This window comes from Rhodobacteraceae bacterium S2214 (assembly GCA_025141675.1).
Classification (GTDB): Bacteria; Pseudomonadota; Alphaproteobacteria; order Rhodobacterales; family Rhodobacteraceae; genus Yoonia.
On record CP081161.1, the window covers coordinates 44,177 to 61,827 of the forward strand.

18 protein-coding genes and 1 tRNA gene are annotated in these 17,651 nt (G+C 57.3%); 15 read left to right on the forward strand and 4 right to left on the reverse strand.

Annotation, left to right across the window (positions count from 1 at the left end; all coding sequences use genetic code 11):
* Nucleotides 1-61 precede the first annotated feature (61 nt).
* Complete coding sequence (locus tag K3729_00195) at nucleotides 62-841, forward strand: 4Fe-4S dicluster domain-containing protein (protein UWQ99261.1); 780 nt, start codon at nucleotides 62-64, stop codon at nucleotides 839-841.
* Complete coding sequence (locus K3729_00200; protein ID UWQ99262.1) at nucleotides 841-1,710, forward strand: dimethyl sulfoxide reductase anchor subunit; 870 nt, start codon at nucleotides 841-843, stop codon at nucleotides 1,708-1,710. Before K3729_00195 ends, K3729_00200 begins: the two co-directional genes overlap by 1 nt.
* Here the strand turns inward: K3729_00200 and K3729_00205 are convergent.
* The gene (locus tag K3729_00205; protein UWQ99263.1) at nucleotides 1,707-2,492 is read right to left on the reverse strand and encodes an IclR family transcriptional regulator; all 786 of its coding nucleotides are present in this window, start codon (nucleotides 2,490-2,492) and stop codon (nucleotides 1,707-1,709) included. The genes K3729_00200 and K3729_00205 overlap by 4 nt on opposite strands.
* 134 nt (nucleotides 2,493-2,626) lie before the next feature.
* Here K3729_00205 and K3729_00210 point away from each other — a divergent pair, with 134 nt between their 5' ends.
* From K3729_00210 to K3729_00235, 6 genes are read left to right on the forward strand one after another with little or no spacing between them, the layout of a single operon-like run.
* Nucleotides 2,627-4,732: an alpha-galactosidase gene (locus tag K3729_00210; GenBank protein ID UWQ99264.1), complete on the forward strand. Its 2,106-nt coding sequence runs from the start codon at nucleotides 2,627-2,629 to the stop codon at nucleotides 4,730-4,732.
* Nucleotides 4,729-5,631 carry a 2-dehydro-3-deoxygalactonokinase gene (locus K3729_00215; GenBank protein UWQ99265.1) on the forward strand — a complete coding sequence of 301 codons (903 nt, stop codon included), beginning with the start codon at nucleotides 4,729-4,731 and terminating at the stop codon, nucleotides 5,629-5,631. The genes K3729_00210 and K3729_00215 overlap by 4 nt, the downstream gene beginning before the upstream one ends.
* A gap of 4 nt (nucleotides 5,632-5,635) precedes the next feature.
* Nucleotides 5,636-6,241: a 2-dehydro-3-deoxy-6-phosphogalactonate aldolase gene (locus K3729_00220; protein ID UWQ99266.1), complete on the forward strand. Its 606-nt coding sequence runs from the start codon at nucleotides 5,636-5,638 to the stop codon at nucleotides 6,239-6,241.
* The gene (locus tag K3729_00225; protein UWQ99267.1) at nucleotides 6,238-7,065 is read left to right on the forward strand and encodes an SMP-30/gluconolactonase/LRE family protein; all 828 of its coding nucleotides are present in this window, start codon (nucleotides 6,238-6,240) and stop codon (nucleotides 7,063-7,065) included. Before K3729_00220 ends, K3729_00225 begins: the two co-directional genes overlap by 4 nt.
* A 48-nt stretch (nucleotides 7,066-7,113) precedes the next feature.
* Nucleotides 7,114-9,015, forward strand: coding sequence for a beta-galactosidase (locus K3729_00230; protein UWQ99268.1), 1,902 nt, complete (start codon nucleotides 7,114-7,116; stop codon nucleotides 9,013-9,015).
* 3 nt (nucleotides 9,016-9,018) lie between these two features.
* Complete coding sequence (locus K3729_00235) at nucleotides 9,019-9,981, forward strand: galactose mutarotase (GenBank protein ID UWQ99269.1); 963 nt, start codon at nucleotides 9,019-9,021, stop codon at nucleotides 9,979-9,981.
* Here K3729_00235 and K3729_00240 read toward each other — a convergent pair.
* Both K3729_00240 and K3729_00245 read right to left on the reverse strand, forming a co-directional pair.
* Complete coding sequence (locus K3729_00240; GenBank protein UWQ99270.1) at nucleotides 9,978-10,976, reverse strand: Gfo/Idh/MocA family oxidoreductase; 999 nt, start codon at nucleotides 10,974-10,976, stop codon at nucleotides 9,978-9,980. The two genes, K3729_00235 and K3729_00240, sit on opposite strands and share 4 nt — an antisense overlap.
* A 92-nt stretch (nucleotides 10,977-11,068) precedes the next feature.
* A complete protein-coding gene (locus K3729_00245) occupies nucleotides 11,069-11,506 on the reverse strand; it encodes an NUDIX hydrolase (GenBank protein UWR00881.1) in 438 nt (145 codons plus the stop codon).
* 34 nt (nucleotides 11,507-11,540) lie between these two features.
* Between K3729_00245 and K3729_00250 the strand changes: the two genes are divergently transcribed.
* The 6 genes from K3729_00250 (at nucleotide 11,541) to K3729_00275 (ending at nucleotide 16,545) form a co-directional block, all read left to right on the forward strand.
* Nucleotides 11,541-12,794, forward strand: coding sequence for a DNA polymerase IV (locus K3729_00250; GenBank protein ID UWQ99271.1), 1,254 nt, complete (start codon nucleotides 11,541-11,543; stop codon nucleotides 12,792-12,794).
* A gap of 21 nt (nucleotides 12,795-12,815) precedes the next feature.
* Complete coding sequence (locus K3729_00255; GenBank protein ID UWQ99272.1) at nucleotides 12,816-13,241, forward strand: GFA family protein; 426 nt, start codon at nucleotides 12,816-12,818, stop codon at nucleotides 13,239-13,241.
* 228 nt (nucleotides 13,242-13,469) lie between these two features.
* A complete protein-coding gene (locus tag K3729_00260) occupies nucleotides 13,470-14,987 on the forward strand; it encodes an ATP-binding cassette domain-containing protein (protein ID UWQ99273.1) in 1,518 nt (505 codons plus the stop codon).
* 214 nt (nucleotides 14,988-15,201) lie between these two features.
* Nucleotides 15,202-15,669, forward strand: a complete 468-nt coding sequence (locus K3729_00265; protein ID UWQ99274.1) for a twin-arginine translocation pathway signal — start codon at nucleotides 15,202-15,204, stop codon at nucleotides 15,667-15,669.
* Between the two features lie 6 nt (nucleotides 15,670-15,675).
* Entirely contained in the window at nucleotides 15,676-16,248 is a 573-nt protein-coding gene (locus K3729_00270) for a ferric reductase-like transmembrane domain-containing protein (GenBank protein ID UWQ99275.1), read from the forward strand.
* Between the two features lie 63 nt (nucleotides 16,249-16,311).
* Nucleotides 16,312-16,545, forward strand: a complete 234-nt coding sequence (locus tag K3729_00275) for a hypothetical protein (protein ID UWQ99276.1) — start codon at nucleotides 16,312-16,314, stop codon at nucleotides 16,543-16,545.
* On the opposite strand, the gene K3729_00280 is transcribed toward K3729_00275, so the two are convergent.
* Complete coding sequence (locus tag K3729_00280) at nucleotides 16,546-17,418, reverse strand: N-formylglutamate amidohydrolase (protein UWQ99277.1); 873 nt, start codon at nucleotides 17,416-17,418, stop codon at nucleotides 16,546-16,548.
* 150 nt (nucleotides 17,419-17,568) lie between these two features.
* On the opposite strand from K3729_00280, the gene K3729_00285 reads away from it, so the two are divergent.
* Nucleotides 17,569-17,643, forward strand: a tRNA-Val gene (locus tag K3729_00285).
* Nucleotides 17,644-17,651: the final 8 nt, after the last annotated feature.

Genomic DNA, 17,651 nt, shown 5'->3' on the forward strand with positions numbered 1-17,651 from the left:
TCTGCCCAAACAAATTCCTGCCGAAATCTCTGGCACAGTCCACACATTTAGGAGGCCAATCATGACCACCTTACCTACTTCCACGCAGAAAAAGCTGGGCCTTGTCATCGACCTTGATACCTGCGTCGGCTGCCATGCTTGCGTGATTTCCTGCAAAGGCTGGAACACCGAAAACTACGGCGCGCCGCTGTCGGATCAGGACCCTTACGGTGCAAATCCAACGGGCACGTTCCTAAACCGCGTGCATTCCTACGAAGTTCAGCCACCCAAGCTGAAAGACGAACCGCAACCTGCAGCACAACTGATCCATTTCCCGAAATCGTGTCTGCACTGCGAAGACGCCCCATGTGTCACCGTCTGTCCAACTGGCGCAAGCTACAAGCGGGTCGAAGACGGGATCGTTCTGGTCAACGAACAGGATTGCATCGGCTGCGGGCTATGCGCATGGGCCTGCCCGTATGGTGCGCGCGAACTGGATGCGGACGAGGGTGTGATGAAGAAATGCACCCTGTGTGTGGACCGGATTTATAACGAAAACCTGCCAGAAGAAGACCGTCAGCCTGCTTGCGTGCGCACATGTCCTGCAGGCGCGCGACACTTCGGTGATTTCGCTGACCCAGAGAGCAACGTCAGTGTCTTGACGCGCGAACGCGGCGGGATGGACTTAATGCCCGAACAAGGCACGAAGCCCGTCAACAAATACCTGCCGCCGCGTCCGAAAGACGTCGCACCTGAATTTGACGTGCTTGCCCCTTACCTTGAACCAATCGCCGCAGACGCCAAAGGCTTTGTTGGCTGGCTCGACAAAGCGCTGAACGCCCTACCCGGAGGCACAAACTAATGCATCCCGCACCAAGTGTTATCATCTTCACCACCTTCTCGGGCCTCGGGTTTGGCTTGCTGTTCTGGCTTGGCCTCGGCGCGTTGCAACCCACGGGGTTCGGCGCTTTCATCTGGTTTGCGATTGCATATGCGATGGCTGTTGGCGGCTTGCTCGCCTCCACTTTCCACCTTGGTCACCCCGAACGCGCGATCAAAGCGTTTAGCCAATGGCGCACCAGCTGGTTGTCCCGCGAAGGGATTGCCGCTGTCGTCACGCTCGTCATCATGGGGATTTATGCCCTTGGCGCATTGTTTGGCACGCACATGGGGTTCCTTGGCTTTCTGGGCGCGTTAGGCGCATTGGCCACGGTTTTCACAACGTCGATGATCTACGCCCAACTGAAAACAGTGCCGCGTTGGAAACATTGGACGACGCCTGCGTTGTTCCTGACCCTGTCCATCGGCGGCGGTGCGCTGTTTGCTGGCCAAGTCTGGATCGCAATTGTCCTGCTCGCCGCTGCTGCCGCATTGCAATATTACGCATGGATGTCTGGCGATACACGGTTAGCGGAATCAGGGACAGACCTAAAAACGGCGACAGGTCTTGGCAACATCGGTGAGGTCCGCGCGTTCGAACCACCGCATACCGGCACCAACTATCTGCTGCGTGAATTCGTGCACGTTGTGGGCCGCAAACATGCTGAAAAGCTGCGGATGATCGCAATGGGCTTGGCTTTTGTCCTGCCTGTCCTGCTTCTGATCTTGCCATTCAACCACTTTTTTGCGCTGCTCGCTGTGCTGAGCCACATCGCGGGCGTCTTGACGCTGCGCTGGTTGTTCTTCGCGCAAGCCGAACATGTCGTCGGTCTTTACTACGGTAAACGCTAAGAATCTTCGTCCCGAATATGCCAGTTCGCGGCATCGAATGCGATGTCGCGGGCGGTTTGCTGCAGCATCGGTGCAAGCTTTTCCATCTGTTTCAACGATTGACGCGCCGTGGTGCTGGTCACAGACAACGCACCCAGCGGCCGCCCTTTTTCAGTCAGGATCGGCACCGCGATACAGATAATCCCCGGTTCGTGTTCTTCATCGTCAAACCCGTAACCGCGGGCGACAATCGCATCCAATTCTTCCATCAACGTTTCAGAGTTGGTTAGGGTTTTGGGTGTAAATTCGTGAAAAGACTGCTGTGCAATGATCCGATCCAACGCCGCATCTTCGGTGTAAGCCAGCATAACCTTGCCCACGCCCGTGCAATACGCGGGGCCAACTTTACCGGCTTGGGAATACATTTTGACAGGCTGGGCCGCGTTGCGTTTTTCCAGATACAGAACTTGCGCATTGTCTAGTTGGGCCAGATGCACTGTTTCGCCAACTTCTGCGCTAAGCGCATCCAAATGCGGTCGCGCGATCGGGGCCAATGTGGATTGCGCCCATGCCGCATGCGCAAGTCGCACCAAACGCACACCGGGGGAATAGGTTTGCCGATCCGGATCATAGGCCAGCATGCCCTGATTCGTCAGCGTTTGGACAAATCGGTACAATGTTGGCTTCGGAAACGCCGACTGCGCAAGGATTTCTCCAAAACGCACAGGCTGTCCAAATGCAGCAACTTGATCCAAGACCGCCAGTGCCTTACCGACAGTTCCATCCTCATGGTCACGTGACATTGCGGCGACCTCCCCTATTGCAGCAGTTGACATTTTCCGACGATAGCCGCTTTAGTATCAATATTCAAAACCTAGTTTCAACTATTGAAACAAGAAGCCGTCCGCTTCCGGACCTGATCGCCTGTAGAGTTTCCATGACACGCACTTATCGCCTTGATGATGACCGCCAAACACTTGTTCTTGCGGCCCGCAATGACCGCCTGCACGAAGTTGTCTACTGGGGCGCTGCCCTGCCGATGGACGAAGATTTGACAACAATTCATGCCGCAGGCGCGCTGGACGTGACGGGCGGTATGCTGGACGAAAACCCCGATCTGTCGATTTGCCCAGAAGCCACGCGGTCTTTCCCCGGCCAGCCCGGTCTGATTGTCCGCGACAGCGATGGCACGCCGCTATTGCCGAAATTCTGCTTTGAAAGCGTCGATGAAACCGACGGGATCGTTCTGACATACCGTGATGCCGACAACGGCCTGCAACTAACCGTCAGCTTCAAACCAGATCCGCACACGCATATTATTACCTGCCAAACAACGCTTGATGCAGATCGCCCAGTGCACCTGCATTGGCTTGCAGCACCTGTTCTGCCGGGTCCGCAACAATCTGACGAAATGATCGATTTCTCAGGCCGTTGGTGTGGTGAATTCCAGCCCAACCGCACAGCGTGGGGTGCAGGCATCCGTTACCGCGAAAACCGGACAGGTCGCACGGGTCACGAACATTTCCCCGGTCTGATCGTGCCGTGTACGGGTGCGACGAACACCCAAGGCGAAGCCTACGGTTTCCACTACGGCTGGTCCGGTGGGCACCGGATGATCGCCGAAGAATTGCAAGACGGTCGTCGTCAAATCCAATGGGGTCACGCCGCACGGATGGAAACAGAACCATCCAAGCAATTCAAAACCGCTCCGCTTTATATCACGTATTCCGACAGCGGTCTGAACGGCTGTGCGGTTTCTTTCCAACGTCACCTGCGCGATCGGATCGTGACTTGGCCAAAGCCAAATGCGCCACGTCCGGTACATTACAACTGCTGGGAAGCCGTATATTTCGATCACAAACTGCCCGTGTTGAAAGAGATCGCCGAAAAGGCCGCATCACTTGGCGCGGAACGTTTTGTGCTGGATGACGGCTGGTTCGGTCAGCGCGATGACGACACCCGCAGCCTGTCTGACTGGACCGTTGATCCCCGCAAATACCCTGACGGCCTTGGCCCATTGGTGGATCACGTGCATAGCCTTGGGATGACGTTCGGCATCTGGTTTGAACCTGAAATGGTCAACGAAGACAGCGACATCCACCGCGCCAACCCGCACTGGGCCCTAGGCAGCGAAGACCAGACGCTGGGCCGCCAGCAAAAAGCGCTGAACATGGCGCTGCCTGAAGTCCGCGATTTCCTGTACGACCGGATGTCCGCGATCCTGCGTGATCATGACGTCGATTACATCAAATGGGACCACAACCGTGTGCTGCCAATGCCCGATGCGGCACAGACCCGCGGGTCTTACGCCTTGATCGACCGGCTACGTGCTGACTTCCCGAATACAGAGATCGAAAGCTGCGCATCAGGCGGCGGTCGCATCGATTTCGGTATTATGGAACGGACCCAACGTGTTTGGTTGTCCGACAGCAACGACGCGCTGGAACGCCTGCGCATTCAACATGATGCGGCGCTGTTCCTGCCCCTATCCGTGACCGGATCACACGTCGGCCCGCGCATCTGCCATACGTCCGGTCGGGTGCTGGATATCGCGTTCCGCGCATGGGTCGCCGCACAACGGCACATGGGTTTCGAAATGGACCCGCGCGAGTTGGACGATCACGAAGTCGCAGTGCTGACCGAAGTAACATCGTGGTGGAAACACAACCGCCATTGGATGCAAAAGGCGGACATTCTGCGTCTGGATAGCGCCGATCCGGCCGTCATCGCAGAACAGCAAATGGCACAAGACGGCGACCAGTTTGTCGTCTTCGCGGGCAAAGCCGCAACAAGCGCGCAAATCGCGCCGCGCCCACTGCGGTTAACCAATTTGGTTCCCACAGCGACATATCGGATCAACCTTGCCAACCGGACCAGCGCGCCTGCGCTGTCGCGTGGCGATCAAATCCTCAAGACCCAAGAAATCGAAGTATCCGGTGCTTATCTGATGCGCCACGGTGTGACATTGCCGTGGACCTTCCCTGACCGTATGTGGGTCATCGAAGGCACGCGATTGACGGACGCCCCAAAGGAGACATCATGACTGACACGATCACACCAGACTGGATCGCCGCCGACTGGGGTACCAGCAACTTGCGTGTGTGGGCGATGTCAGCCAGCGGCGATATCTTGGCCGAAGCAAGCTCTGACCAAGGCATGGGCAAACTAGACCGCACAGGATTTGAACCCGCGCTGCGCGATGTCGCTGGCAAGTGGATCAACGGCCCGATGACCGTCGTCGCCTGCGGCATGGTTGGTGCACGTCAAGGCTGGGCCGAGGCGAAGTATGACCGCGTGCCGTGCCCTGCGGCAACGACAGGTTTCACCAAAGTTCCGACCGACGATCCCGATCTGTCGGTCCACATCATCCCAGGCATTTCACAGGACAGCCCCGCTGACGTGATGCGCGGCGAAGAAACCCAGATCGCGGGCTTCCTGTCCCGCAATCCGAATTGGGATGGCATCATCTGCCTGCCCGGCAGCCACACCAAATGGGTTCATGTCAGCGCCGACGAAATCGTCAGTTTTCAAACATATATGACGGGCGAATTGTTTGCGGCTATCTCTGGTCACACCGTGCTGAAGCATTCGGTGGATAGTATCGGCTGGGACGATAGCGTGTTTGAAACAGCCGTTTCCGAAACGATGTCACGCCCAGAAAAGCTGGCCGCGAACCTGTTTTCGCTGCGCGCCGACGGCCTGCTGCATAACATGACAAACGAAGCGGCGCGTAGTCGCCTGTCCGGCCTGTTGATCGGTGCTGAACTTGCTGGCGCGCGCCCTTATTGGTTAGGTCAACAGATCGCCGTGATTGGCGCTGGTGACATTGCTAGCCTTTACGTCAAAGCCCTTGGTCTGCAAGGCGCGCCCGCTACCCAAGTGCAAGGTGACAGCGTCACTCTTGCTGGTCTCATCGCGGCCTACCGCCGCTTGAAAGGTTAATTCTATGTCCCACCTTCCCCTGATCGCGATCTTGCGCGGTGTTACAACTGAAGAAGCCCCGGCCATGGCCACAGCCTTGGTCGACGCAGGCATCACCCAGATCGAAGTTCCGCTGAATTCACCGACGCCGTTCGACAGCATCACCGCCATGAAAAACGCCGTTGGTGACGCCGCGATCATCGGCGCAGGCACGGTGTTGTCCACCGACGATGTGGGTCGTGTACGTGATGCAGGCGGCGAATTGATCGTGTCGCCCAACTGTGACCAACGCGTGATCATGGCGACCAAAGCGGCAGGCATGGCAAGCTGGCCCGGCGTGATGACACCCACCGAATGTTTCGCGGCGTTGAAGGCCGGTGCTGATGGTCTCAAGATTTTTCCAGCAAGCCTGCTCGGCCCTGACGGCATCAAAGCAATCCGTGCGGTGTTGCCGACAGGTACCCAAGTCTACGCGGTTGGCGGTGCTGGCGCAGATAACTTCCGTTTGTGGATGGATGCGTCCGCCGACGGCTTTGGCATTGGGTCAGCATTGTTCAAACCCGGTTTCTCTGTTGCTGATGTCGCTGAGCGGGCGAAAGGCATGGTCGCGGCTTACAAGGCTGCCAAATGATTATCGACGATACACCATGCGCTTTGGGCGAAGGTCCTATCTGGCATCCCGAACGCCAGCAGTTCTTCTGGTTCGACATCCTGAACAAGCGGCTGCACACAGTGGGCAAATACTGGGAATTCGACGAATACGTGTCTGCCGCAGGCTGGGTCGATCACGATACGTTCCTGATCGCATCCGCCACGCAGTTGTTCACCTTCGACCTTGAAACCGAAGAAGAAACCTACGTCTGCGGTCTGGAAAGCGATAACGAAGTGACCCGTTCCAACGACGGCCGCGCTGATCCGCAAGGCGGGTTCTGGATCGGTACCATGGGCTTTAACGCTGAAGAAAAAGCAGGGGCGATCTACCGTTACTACCGCGGTGAACTGCGCCGTTTGTTTGATAACGTGACGATCACCAATGCCATTTGCTTCGCACCTTGTGGGACCATCGCGTACTATACCGACACAACCGTTGGAAAACTGATGGCGACAGATCTTGATGCGGATGGCTGGCCGTCCGGCAAACCGCGCCTGATCGTTGATCTTAGCGACGAGGATTTCGGCATCGACGGTGCCGTTGTGGACGCCGATGGCAACATCTGGAATGCGCAATGGGGTGCATCGCGCGTGGCACAATACGCGCCAGACGGCACATTCCTGCAAGCGGTTACGTTCCCCGCCAGCCAGACATCCTGCCCCGCGTTCGGCGGCACGGACCTGAAAACGCTCTACTGTACATCCGCGACGCAAGGCATGACCGCGCCCGCTATTGATGATGGCAAAACATTTGCCACCCCCACCACAACCATTGGCCAGGCAGAGCACCGCGTGATCCTCTGATCGCGGCCCTCTGTTTCATCTGTCCAAAACAACTCAAAAGGCACCGCCATGAACCGCACGCTCGGCGTTTGTTATTATCCTGAACATTGGCCAGAGGACCGTTGGGAAACCGACGCCGCCCAGATGGTCGCTAACGGCCTGACATGGGTTCGGATCGGCGAATTCGCTTGGTCCTTGATGGAACCCACTCCTGGCACCTACGACTGGGGCTGGTTGGACCGCGCAATTGACGTGCTGGGCAAGGCTGGATTGAAGATTGTGCTGGGCACACCGTCGGCCACCCCGCCACGCTGGATGATTGATAAGCATCCAGATATGCTTGCTGTGGACGCAAATAATCAAACGCGAAAATTCGGATCGCGTCGCCACTATGATTTTAGCCATCTCGAATTTCGGGCCGAAGCGGTGCGCATCGCCCGTCTGATGGCCGAACGCTATGGCAAAAACCCATACATCGCCGCATGGCAAATCGACAACGAATACGACTGCCACGACACGACGCTGTCCTATTCCGAAGCTGCCAAAAAGGGTTTCCAAGATTGGCTCGCCCAGCGCTACCAATCGACCGATGCGCTGAACCGTGCGTGGGGCAACGTGTTCTGGTCGATGCAATATGACACATTCGATCAGATCGAATTGCCAAACCTGACTGTGACGGAACCGAACCATCCGCATCAATTGGCCTTCCGTCGTTATTCGTCTGACCAAGTGGTCGCGTTTAACAAAGCCCAAGTCGACGTCATTCGTCCGCACACGGACGCCCCGCTCATCCACAACTACATGGGGCGCATCACGACGTTTGATCATTGGAAAGTCGGCGCTGATCTCGATATCGCGTCTTGGGACAGCTACCCGATCGGGTTCCTGTCTGACCGGATCGAAGGGACGCCAAAGGAAAAGCAGACCTATCTGCGCCAAGGCCACCCCGATAACCAAGCCTTCCACCACGACCTGTACCGCGCCGTTGGCCGCGGCCGTATGTGGGTGATGGAACAGCAACCCGGCCCCGTAAACTGGGCGCCTTACAACCCTGCCCCGCTACCCGGAATGGCGCGTCTGTGGGCATGGGAAGCATTCGCGCATGGCGCTGAAACCGTGTGTTATTTCCGCTGGCGGCAGGCCCCCTTTGCGCAAGAACAGATGCATGCTGCCTTGCTGCGCCCCGATGCAGAACCAGCGCCTGCGCTCGCCGAAGCCGCGCAAGTGGCCGAAGAAATTGCACAACTGCCAGAGGTCGGCACAGCCGCTTCGCCCGTCGCACTTGTCTTCGATTACGAAAGCGCATGGGCATGGGACGTGCAGCCGCAAGGCGCTGATTTTGATATGTTCCGGCTCGCCTTTGCCGCCTATCGCGGGTTGCGTCGTGCGGGTCTAAGCGTGGATATCGTCCACCCCGAAACCGCCGATCTGTCCGCCTATAAACTGGTACTGGCACCCGGTCTGATGACGCTGTCCGATCCGTTCCGCGCCGCTTTGGACACATTCGACGGCATCGCCTTGATCGGTCCACGCACCGATACCAAAACGAATGAACTGGCGATTCCGACCCCGCTTGGCCCTAACCTGCCAAACACCGACGTCAGCGTCGTGATGGCCGAAAGCCTGCCGCCGTCCGATGCGATAAAACTGCAAAACGGTGGAAAATTTCTGCATTGGTTCGATCATCTCGAAGGTGACGCAGACGTTTATCTGTCCACCAAGGCGGGCCAGCCTGCGATCATGGGCAGCGACAATGTGCGTTACTTGGCCGGTTGGCCCAGTGATGACACCTTTGACCAAATCATCGGCAACCTGTGCGACACGCTTGATATTGCGACGTTCGATGTACCCAAAGGTCTGCGGATCAGGGATACCGCTACCCATCGGTTTGTGTTCAACTATGCACCGAAGGCCCGCAAATGGGGCGATGTGATCATTCCGGCAGCGGGGGTCCACTGGGAGGAAATCTAAGCCATGCATTTTGGAACCAGCAGCACAGGCGTTGACGTCGAAAAAGTGACGATCAGCGCGGGTGATCTCAGCGTCAGCATCCTGACATGGGGTGCGATTATCCAAGATGTGCGTCTGGCTGGCGTGGATCACAGCCTGACTTTAGGCTCTGACGATTTGGGCGATTACGAAGGTGGATTGCGTCATCACGGGTCGCTGATTGGCCCGATTGCGAACCGGATCAGCAATGCCCGCGTGAAAATCGACGGCATGATGTATGAACTCGAACGCAATCAGGACGGCGCGATCCATCTGCATTCCGGCGCACAGGCGACGCATCGTCGCGCTTGGACATTGGTCGATGCATCCGACACCCACGCGACGCTGACTTGCACGATGCGCGACGGCGAATGCGGCCTTCCGGGCAACCGCGATTTCACCGTCACCTACCGCGTGGCAGCCCCCGGCACGCTGTCGATGGAAATCACGGGAACAAGCGACACCACGACCGCGATGAGCTTTGCCAACCACAGCTATTGGAACCTTGATGGCAGCGACAGCTGGGACGATCACACGCTGACGGTTCACGCAGACAGCTACCTGCCGGGCACGCCACAGTGTTACCCAACAGGCGAAATCGTCGCGGTAGACGGCACACCGATGGATTTCCGCAAGCCGCGCAAAATCTCGCGGCAAACGGATATGTTCGACAACAACTTTTGCCTCGCGGATCACCGCCGCCCGCTGCATGATGCATTAACCTTAACCGGCGCATCCGGCGTATCGCTTACGATTGCGACAACCGAACCCGGCATTCAGATTTACGACAACAAAGACGGCGCGCGCCCCGGTCGGTCCACGCACGAAGGGCTCGCGCTAGAGGCACAGTTCTGGCCCGACGCCCCGAACAATCGCGATTTCCCGTCGATTATCCTGACGCCTGACCAAACCTATACGCAGGTCACAACGTGGACGTTCACGGCCTAAGTATAATCCTGCATCGTGATCCGCAGGTGTGACAGGCCAGCGGCGTCATAAAGCCGGTCGATTTCGGCCTGCTGATCCAAAAGTCCGGCAGCTTCGGTCGGCAACACATCGCCCGTCTGCAACGCCTCCGCGATGGCCTTTAGCTGGTAGCAATAGGTCGTCACTGTGGACACGTGCGCATCCGTCGTCACGCCATCAACGGTCTTGGACAGCGCCCCACCCTGATGCGGCACCAGCGGGTTCTTGAAGGTGATCGTTCCTTTACTGCCAGTCACTTCGAGGTAGGCATCAAATTCAGTGTCAGGATGCATGGACGACGAAATCTTGGCCGTCACGCCATTATCAAACGTCAGTTCCGACGCCATGGTCAGATCAACACCTGACTCTGCCAACGTCGCCTCTACCTTTGCATCGGCAATGGCCCCGCCCGCCAACTGCCGGACCCAATGCAATGGGTAGCACCCCATATCCATGATCGTGCCACCGCCCAATTCGGGACGATATTGGTTCTTTACGCCGTCGTCCGGAAATCCGACGCCGAAATGCGCGGTCATACTTTGCACTTCGCCAATATCGCCGGACGCGACCCAGTCCATGCAGGTCAAAAACGCTGGGTGATAGCGCGAATGGAACGCTTCAATCAGACGTTTTCCAGTGGATTTTGCCACGTCCACCATTGCCTGCGCTTCTGTCAGCGTCATCGCTGTGGGCTTTTCACAAATCACATGTTTGCCTGCCTGCAGCGCGCGAATGGCCCACACCGCATGATAGGCTGGCGGCAAACTGATGTAGATCGCGTCTAACGCAGGGTCCGCCAAAAGATCATCGTAACTGCCGTAAGCCGTTGGAATACCGTAGGTATCAGCATAGGTTTGCGCCTTGCCCAGATCACGTGCGGCAACGGCGGCAATACGGGTGCCTTGCACGATGCTTGCCGGATCAATGATAGCTTGGGGCGCGATCCAAGATGCGCCAAGAAGACCGATGTTCAGCATGAAGTGATCCTTTTGATCCGGGGTGTTTTCCAGCGCAATGCATAGGTCGCGCCAGATCGCGCTGCACCGTAATTCAACGTAAAAGTCGAATCCTAGGTCGCGTCATCCATCCAAAGCCGAAGCCGTTGCCCCAGATTTGGCACCGCTCTGTCGTGGGTCATAAAGGCGTCAGGCGTCATCAACGCCCACCTTTGGCCTTCGTCGCCAAACACGATCTTGCCCTCAGTCGCCGCAGGCATTTGCGCAACAAAGAACCATATCTTTTGCGTCGCATCTTGCGACCACGGCAGACATTTTTCCCAGATGATCGCGTCGCGCAGCAAGGTCAGCCCGACTTCTTCTTTGACCTCACGGGCAAGGGTTTCAAACGGGGTTTCATCCCCCTCGCGCCCGCCACCCGGAAAATCCCACAGGTTCGGGAAAGCGATGTCCGGATCATCATCCCGCAAGATCACCAACAGTTCGGCGCCTATGAACAGGGCGACTTTTGCGCCGTTAAAATCATCTATCATGCCCGCAGCGTCGCCCATTGTGACCCTGCCCTGCAAGACGTATCTTAGGACCATGCCCGCCCTTTGCCGCGAATGTTTGACCCAATTTGAAGACGGCGCACGTTGCCCGTCGTGCAGGTCGCCGCGTGTCACCCGCCACGACGAATTGTGGGACCTCAGCATCGCCCACATGGATTGCGACGCGTTCTATGCCAGTGTCGAAAAGCGCGATAATCCGGAACTTGAAGACAAACCTGTCATCATTGGCGGCGGGCGGCGGGGCGTGGTTTCAACAGCCTGCTATGTGGCGCGCATCAAAGGTGTGAAATCCGCGATGCCGATGTTCCAAGCGCTCAAACTGTGCCCCGAAGCGGTTGTCGTGAAGCCGCGGTTCGACGCCTACACCGAAGCATCACGCGCGATCCGTGCCTTGATGGATGAACTCACGCCCGTGGTTGAACCTTTGTCATTGGACGAGGCGTTCATGGACATGACCGGCACCGCGCGCCTGCATGGTGCGCCACCTGCGGTCATGCTGGCGCGACTGGTCAAGCGGATGAAGGACGAGATCGGCCTTACCGGATCAATCGGTCTGTCCCACAATAAATTCCTCGCAAAAGTCGCGTCTGATCTGGAAAAACCAAGGGGCTTTTCAATTATCGGCAAGGCGGAAACCACCGCCTTTTTGCGCCCCAAACCCGTCCGCTTGATCTGGGGCATTGGCCCCGTTGCACAGCAGTCGCTTGAAAAAGCGGGGATCAAAACCTTTGATGATTTGCTGCGCTGGGACCGCCGCGACCTGCATGACCGGTTTGGCGGAATGGGCGAACGGCTTTACGCGCTGGCCCGTGGCGAAGATGGTCGCCGGATTTCATCGCACACGCCCGTCAAAGGACTGTCGAACGAGACAACGTTCAACGAAGACACGGCAGACATCGACTTGCTGGACGGGCACCTGTGGCGCATGGCCGAAAAGGTATCCGCGCGCGCCAAAGCCAAGAACAAAGCAGGGCGCGTGGTGACGCTGAAACTGAAAACCTCGGACTTTAAGCTGGTGTCGAAACGGCAAAGCCTGCACCATCCGACCCAGATGGCCGATACCATTTACCGCACAGCACGTGGTCTGTTCGATCAGGTCAGCCATCGGGGACCGTTTCGGCTGCTGGGCGTCGGCATGTCGGAAATCGGATCGGACGGGGATGCGGATCGCGAAGGTGATCTGCTTGATCCGGATGCGGGCAAACGCGCGGATGCAGAACGGGCAGCCGACAAAATCCGCAAAAAATTTGGCGATGCCGCCATTATCAAAGGGCGTGCCTTGCGCTAACGATTGAAGGGGAAACACCCAATGCCAGACAAACACCATGCAGCGTGTCATTGCGGCGCGGTTCAGTTTGACGTCACACTGACGGACGGCCTGAACACGGCACGCCGCTGTTCATGTAGTTTTTGCCGCATGCGTGGGGCGGTGGCGGTCAGCGCCAATCTCGACGGGATCACGTTTACCAAAGGTGCCGAAAACCTGACATTGTACCAATTCAACACGGGGACGGCGAAACACTACTTCTGCTCCACATGCGGGATTTATACCCATCACCAACGGCGGTCGAATCCAAACGAATTTGGCGTCAACGTGGCCTGTCTCGACGGCGTAAGCCCCTTTGATTTCGACGAAGTGATCGTGAACGATGGCGTTAATCATCCTTCCGACAAAGGCACGGCAGCACCGATTTGCGGCACGTTGCGGTTTGTGCAGCACCACGTCGACGACTGAGACAGGCTTGCCAGCACGCGCACGACGGCTTACCCTGCTACCAATGCGAAACACGAACCTGACAGGAGGACAACGCTGATGCCACGTATCACCCGCATGCTTCAGCATGGTCCCCGCGCTGCCCTGCAAGACATTTTGCAGGGCTGATCATCGGGTGAAATATCCCACGGTCTGCCCTATCCGCCCTTTCGGGGCCACGCGCCTATGCGCAACAGACCAGAGAATTTCATGAGCATTATCAATCTACGCAACCTTGGCGTCACCCTTGGCGAACCGCTGTTTACTGACCTTAACCTAACGCTTTCCAAAGGCGACCGATTGGGGCTTGTCGCGGCCAACGGCACTGGAAAATCAACCCTTCTGGCGTGCCTGACAGGCGAACTGGAACAAACCACCGGCGACATCACAACGGCACGTGGATGCCGAATCGCAGCCGTTGCACAATATGTCCCCGACGACCGTTTGGACCAGTCACTTTACGATTTTGTGCTGTCCGCGCTCGCGCCCGAACAGCAGGATTTCGAAGGGTGGCGCGTCGACGTTGTGCTCGATGATCTGAAAATCCCGTTCGGTCTGCACCACTCCGCCTTGCGTGAATTGTCCGGCGGATGGCAACGGACCGCAATGCTGGCGGCCGCGTGGGTGACTGAACCCGACGTGTTGCTACTGGACGAACCGACGAACCACCTTGATCTGTCCCGCATCGGGCTGCTGCAAGACTGGCTATCCAGCCTTCCCCGCGATGTGCCCGTGATCATCACCAGCCATGATCGTGCGTTTCTGGATGAAACAACAAACCGCACGCTATTTCTGCGCCGCGAGGTATCACGCGATTTCGCACTCCCCTACACAAAGGCCCGCGATGCGTTGGATGAAGCCGACGCCGCAGATGAACGCCGCTTTACTAACGAGATGAAACAGGCCCAGCAGCTACGTAAACAGGCGGCCAAGCTCAAGAACGTTGGCATCAACTCCGGCTCTGATCTGCTGGTGATCAAAACGCGGCAACTGAACGAGCGCGCAGAAAAGATGGAGGCCGCAGCAAGGCCTGCCTACAAGGAACGCTCTGCCGGCGATATCAAATTGGGCAATAGCGGCACACATGCGAAGGCGTTGATCACGCTCGATAATATCCAAGTTAAGACGCCCGATAACCGCGATCTGTATATGACAGGTCAAAAATGGATCTCGCGCGGTGATCGCGTCGTTGTTCTGGGTCATAACGGTGTCGGCAAAACGCAATTGGTGCGGATGGTGCAGGCGGCGTTAGGTGGTAGCGAAAACGGGATCAAACACGCGCCCAGCGTCGTGACCGGCTATTCCGACCAGGCGTTATCACAGCTCGATCTGACGCTCAGCCCTTTGCAGAATATCACCCATCGCTTTGATGTGGGCGATCAACGGGCACGCGGGCAATTAGCCGGTGCTGGCATGACAATCGCGATGCAAGACGCCCCAGCGGCAAAGCTGTCAGGCGGGCAAAAGGCGCGACTGGCGATGTTGGTGCTGCGCCTGACGCATCCAAATTTCTACCTGCTGGATGAACCCACGAACCACCTGGATATCGAAGGACAAGAAGCGTTGGAGGATGAACTGGTCGCGCACGGCGCATCCTGCCTCCTTGTCAGCCACGACCGCAGCTTCATTCGGGCGGTCGGCAATCGGTTCTGGCAAGTCGAACGGAACAAACTGGTCGAGGTCGACAGCCCCGAACCGTTCTTTGAAAGCGCGCTCGCCGACCACTAGGGCGCGATGATCTAAAGGCGGCGTTTCTGCGGAGTCCAATCGCCTGTCGCGCCCAAATCGCGCGGCAGGCGGGAATATGCTACGCACCACTGACGAATATTGGGTCAGATCACGCAAGGGTGAAGGCGAATTCCAGCCAATCGGGCCACTTCACATTCGAAATTCTGTAAAGTCGCCATATCTATAGATCGACCCGCCCAAAAAGGAGATCGCAATGCCCCCGCTTTTGATCACCCGACGCACACTGCTTGCCGGCGCTGCCAGTGGCCTCGCCATGCCCGCCCTTGCGCAAAACTTGTCCGCCACACGCACAATGCGCGGCGGTGCGAACAACTACCTGCCCAATGCGCCCCTTGTCGATAAAATTGGCGGCGGTGGTTTTTGGATGACCGGTACTGTGCGCCGTGCGGGGGATGGTGCGCCTTTAGCCAACCAACGTATTCAGGTCTGGGCCCATACGACCGAAGGTCATGAACGCGATCCGCAGAGCCATGGTGCGACCCTTAGCGATGCTGATGGCGTGTTCCGCTTGGAAATGCCGCAGATCGTGCCCGCCTTCGGGCAGGCGCATGGGCATCTGGCCTACGACAGCGGTGAATTCGAGACAGTGTTCCTACGCCCCGTCATGGCAAGGCCGACGGATACCAGTCTCAACGTCGATTTCGTTCTGACACCTGCCTAGACACTTATGACCCGTACCGTTGCCTTTTGGATCGGGCTTTTCTGCGCGGTCACGCTCCCGATTGCGGCGGCTGGGTTCAGTCCACTGCTGGCATGGCGTGACCCGATTTACATTATCGCCGGGTTCGCGGGCATAACCGCTATGGTGGGGCTTTTGCTGCAAACGCTGCTCGCATCCCGCGCGCTGCCAACCATTCATCCGATGACGCAACGCAAATTGCACCGGATCATGGGGGTTTTATTGGTCGCGGCTATCATCGCACATGTCGGGGGGCTTTGGATCACCAGCCCGCCTGACGTCATCGATGCGCTGCTGTTTGCCTCGCCCACTCCGTTTTCACTATGGGGTGTCATCGCAATGTGGGGGATATTCGCAACGGCCGCCTTCGCGGTTCTCAGGCGACGTCTTCGCCCGCGCACGTGGCAGCGTATTCACAAAACACTGGCGGTGATCATCGTGCTGACCACAGTGCTGCATGCCTATTTGATCGACGGGACAATGGAACCGATCACCAAAATCGGCCTCAGCTTAGTCCTGCTGTTCACCACGTACCGCGCGGTTTTCAAACAGGCGCGTTAATCCGCTTCGACAGTTTCGCACGCATCTGCTACCGAAGATCAGGGGCTGCGAAAGGCACATTTCATGCAAAAGAATACCATCATATCAATCTGCGAAATCGCGGGTTCCGTTCTTGCAATGGCCTATGCGCTGTTGATCGCATCGAACACCGGCAACGAAATCCTCGGGTTCTCGTTGTTGCTGATTTCTGCTCTGTTGTTCGCTGGCTGGGGGTTTCTCGACAAACGTTGGGCGTTCTTCGCGCTGCAGTTCTTCTATGCCGCGTCGGCCATCATCGGATTGATCCGCTGGGGCTGACTATTCTGCGGCCAATCTGCGTTCACTGGCGCCGATTGCCGCGATATCTGCGATGGCCCCGTTCAGAGCGGTCACAAAATCGTCGTAGCCTGCGTGCGGCGTCATTGTCTTTTCATCCATGTACAACGCACGATCAATTTCAACTTGAAGCGCATGTTGCCTGCGCGACGGCCGCCCGTAATGCTGCGTAATATAGGCCCCCGCAAACGGCATGTTACGGGCGACACGGAATCCGGCCTGCGAAAATGCAGCTTCGACTTTTTCGACGATAGACCCGGCAGCGGCAGCACCAAACCGATCCCCAAGAACGATGTGCGGACGCGCAGCACCGGGTGGGCCCACGTTTTCAAGCGCTTCGTGCGGCATGGAATGGCAATCGATCAGAATCGCTTCGTTAAAGGTATTCAAACTCTGATCCAGCAGGGTTTGCAGCTGGTCGTGATACGGTCGCCAATACTCGGTCAGGCGGCGATGCACCTCTGACAGCGACAATTTTCCCCGATAAATCGCGCGGCCATTGGCCACGACACGCGGAATCACCCCCAAACCCGACGCAACGCGCGGATTGTGTGACATACGGCGCACACCTTCGATCAACGCAGGATCGAGTTCTTCTGTCCCGCGATTCAAATCCAGAAACGCACGGGGCCCGCAGGCCGTCAGAAACGGTGCACCATGTTCCGGAACAGCGCTAAACAATTGATCTACAAAGGCATCTTCAGATGAACGGACCTCTTGTTCGTTCAAAATTGTGCGTTTCAGGAACGCATCCGGATAGGCCCGACCGGAATGCGGGGACGCAAAAACAACGGACGTTGTCCGGCTTTTCGGCTGAAAAAGATGGTATGCCGTAGGGGCGTGGGGTGCTGTCATTCAGTTTCCTTTGATTTATAACTTAGTCCACGAAATGGTTTTTTCAAAAGCCCTTGATCCCCCTCGCGACTCCTTTTATAGCACCGGAACCCGACGCGGTTTTCCCGCGTCTCGTTTTGCGACGAGATGCTAGTAAACCACTGAGGTTATGGATGATTAGCTCAGCGGTAGAGCACTTCGTTGACATCGAAGGGGTCACTGGTTCGATCCCAGTATCGTCCACCATGAATTTC

Excerpts from the sequence above, each read along its gene's own strand:
- K3729_00195 (UWQ99261.1), top strand. The coding sequence starts at position 62 with ATGACCACCTTACCTACTTCCACGCAGAAAAAGCTGGGCCTTGTCATC.
- K3729_00200 (UWQ99262.1), top strand. The coding sequence starts at position 841 with ATGCATCCCGCACCAAGTGTTATCATCTTCACCACCTTCTCGGGCCTC.
- K3729_00205 (UWQ99263.1), bottom strand. The coding sequence starts at position 2,492 with ATGTCACGTGACCATGAGGATGGAACTGTCGGTAAGGCACTGGCGGTC.
- K3729_00210 (UWQ99264.1), top strand. The coding sequence starts at position 2,627 with ATGACACGCACTTATCGCCTTGATGATGACCGCCAAACACTTGTTCTT.
- K3729_00215 (UWQ99265.1), top strand. The coding sequence starts at position 4,729 with ATGACTGACACGATCACACCAGACTGGATCGCCGCCGACTGGGGTACC.
- K3729_00220 (UWQ99266.1), top strand. The coding sequence starts at position 5,636 with ATGTCCCACCTTCCCCTGATCGCGATCTTGCGCGGTGTTACAACTGAA.
- K3729_00225 (UWQ99267.1), top strand. The coding sequence starts at position 6,238 with ATGATTATCGACGATACACCATGCGCTTTGGGCGAAGGTCCTATCTGG.
- K3729_00230 (UWQ99268.1), top strand. The coding sequence starts at position 7,114 with ATGAACCGCACGCTCGGCGTTTGTTATTATCCTGAACATTGGCCAGAG.
- K3729_00235 (UWQ99269.1), top strand. The coding sequence starts at position 9,019 with ATGCATTTTGGAACCAGCAGCACAGGCGTTGACGTCGAAAAAGTGACG.
- K3729_00240 (UWQ99270.1), bottom strand. The coding sequence starts at position 10,976 with ATGCTGAACATCGGTCTTCTTGGCGCATCTTGGATCGCGCCCCAAGCT.
- K3729_00245 (UWR00881.1), bottom strand. The coding sequence starts at position 11,506 with ATGGGCGACGCTGCGGGCATGATAGATGATTTTAACGGCGCAAAAGTC.
- K3729_00250 (UWQ99271.1), top strand. The coding sequence starts at position 11,541 with ATGCCCGCCCTTTGCCGCGAATGTTTGACCCAATTTGAAGACGGCGCA.
- K3729_00255 (UWQ99272.1), top strand. The coding sequence starts at position 12,816 with ATGCCAGACAAACACCATGCAGCGTGTCATTGCGGCGCGGTTCAGTTT.
- K3729_00260 (UWQ99273.1), top strand. The coding sequence starts at position 13,470 with ATGAGCATTATCAATCTACGCAACCTTGGCGTCACCCTTGGCGAACCG.
- K3729_00265 (UWQ99274.1), top strand. The coding sequence starts at position 15,202 with ATGCCCCCGCTTTTGATCACCCGACGCACACTGCTTGCCGGCGCTGCC.
- K3729_00270 (UWQ99275.1), top strand. The coding sequence starts at position 15,676 with ATGACCCGTACCGTTGCCTTTTGGATCGGGCTTTTCTGCGCGGTCACG.
- K3729_00275 (UWQ99276.1), top strand. The coding sequence starts at position 16,312 with ATGCAAAAGAATACCATCATATCAATCTGCGAAATCGCGGGTTCCGTT.
- K3729_00280 (UWQ99277.1), bottom strand. The coding sequence starts at position 17,418 with ATGACAGCACCCCACGCCCCTACGGCATACCATCTTTTTCAGCCGAAA.